Origin of the sequence: Pseudomonas edaphica (genome assembly GCF_005863185.1) — a bacterium.
Taxonomy (GTDB): domain Bacteria; phylum Pseudomonadota; class Gammaproteobacteria; order Pseudomonadales; family Pseudomonadaceae; genus Aquipseudomonas; species Aquipseudomonas edaphica.
The window spans coordinates 1-647 of sequence record NZ_VBVZ01001113.1 but is presented as its reverse complement, the minus strand read 5'-3'; the positions used below and the strand labels follow the sequence as shown (position 1 = coordinate 647).

Here is a 647-nt window from a genome sequence, read left to right as displayed (position 1 = left end):
CTACGAACAACGCCTGATCCAGCAAGCCGTGGTCGCGCGAACCGGCCAACGCTTTCTCGACGGGCAAACCACCGACGAAAAACTGTTCAAACACCTGATGGACAACGCCATCGCCAGCAAGCAAACGCTGAACCTGGCCGTGGGGGTAAACCTGACTTCCGAGCAAGTGGCAGCGTTGACCCACGACATCGTCTGGCTGGAAAAGAGCGTGGTCAACGGCGAAGAAGTGCTGGTGCCGGTGCTGTACCTGGCCAACGCCAACAACCGCCTGGCACCCACCGGCGCGCTGATTGCGGGCAACGATGTGAGCCTGATCGCCGGGCAAGACCTGAACAACGTCGGCACCCTGCGCGCCAGCAACAACCTGTCGGCCAAGGCCGGCAATGACCTGATCAACAGCGGCCTGATCGAAGCAGGCAACCGCCTGGACCTGCTGGCGGGCAACAACATCGTCAACAAGGCGGGCGGCATCATCGCCGGCCGCGACATGACCATGACCGCCGTGAATGGCGACGTGATCAACGAACGCACCGTCACCGGCCACGACAGCAGCGACGGCCTGATCAGTGAACACAGCGACTTCCTCAACAGCGCGGCGCGTATCGAAGCCGCCAACGACCTGAGCATCAGGGCCGGACGCGACTTCT

1 pseudogene is annotated in these 647 nt (G+C 62.4%); it reads left to right on the top strand.

Going from position 1 to position 647, the window contains the following annotated elements:
* Positions 1–647, top strand: a pseudogene (locus tag FEM54_RS33585) (hypothetical protein); the annotation flags it as partial.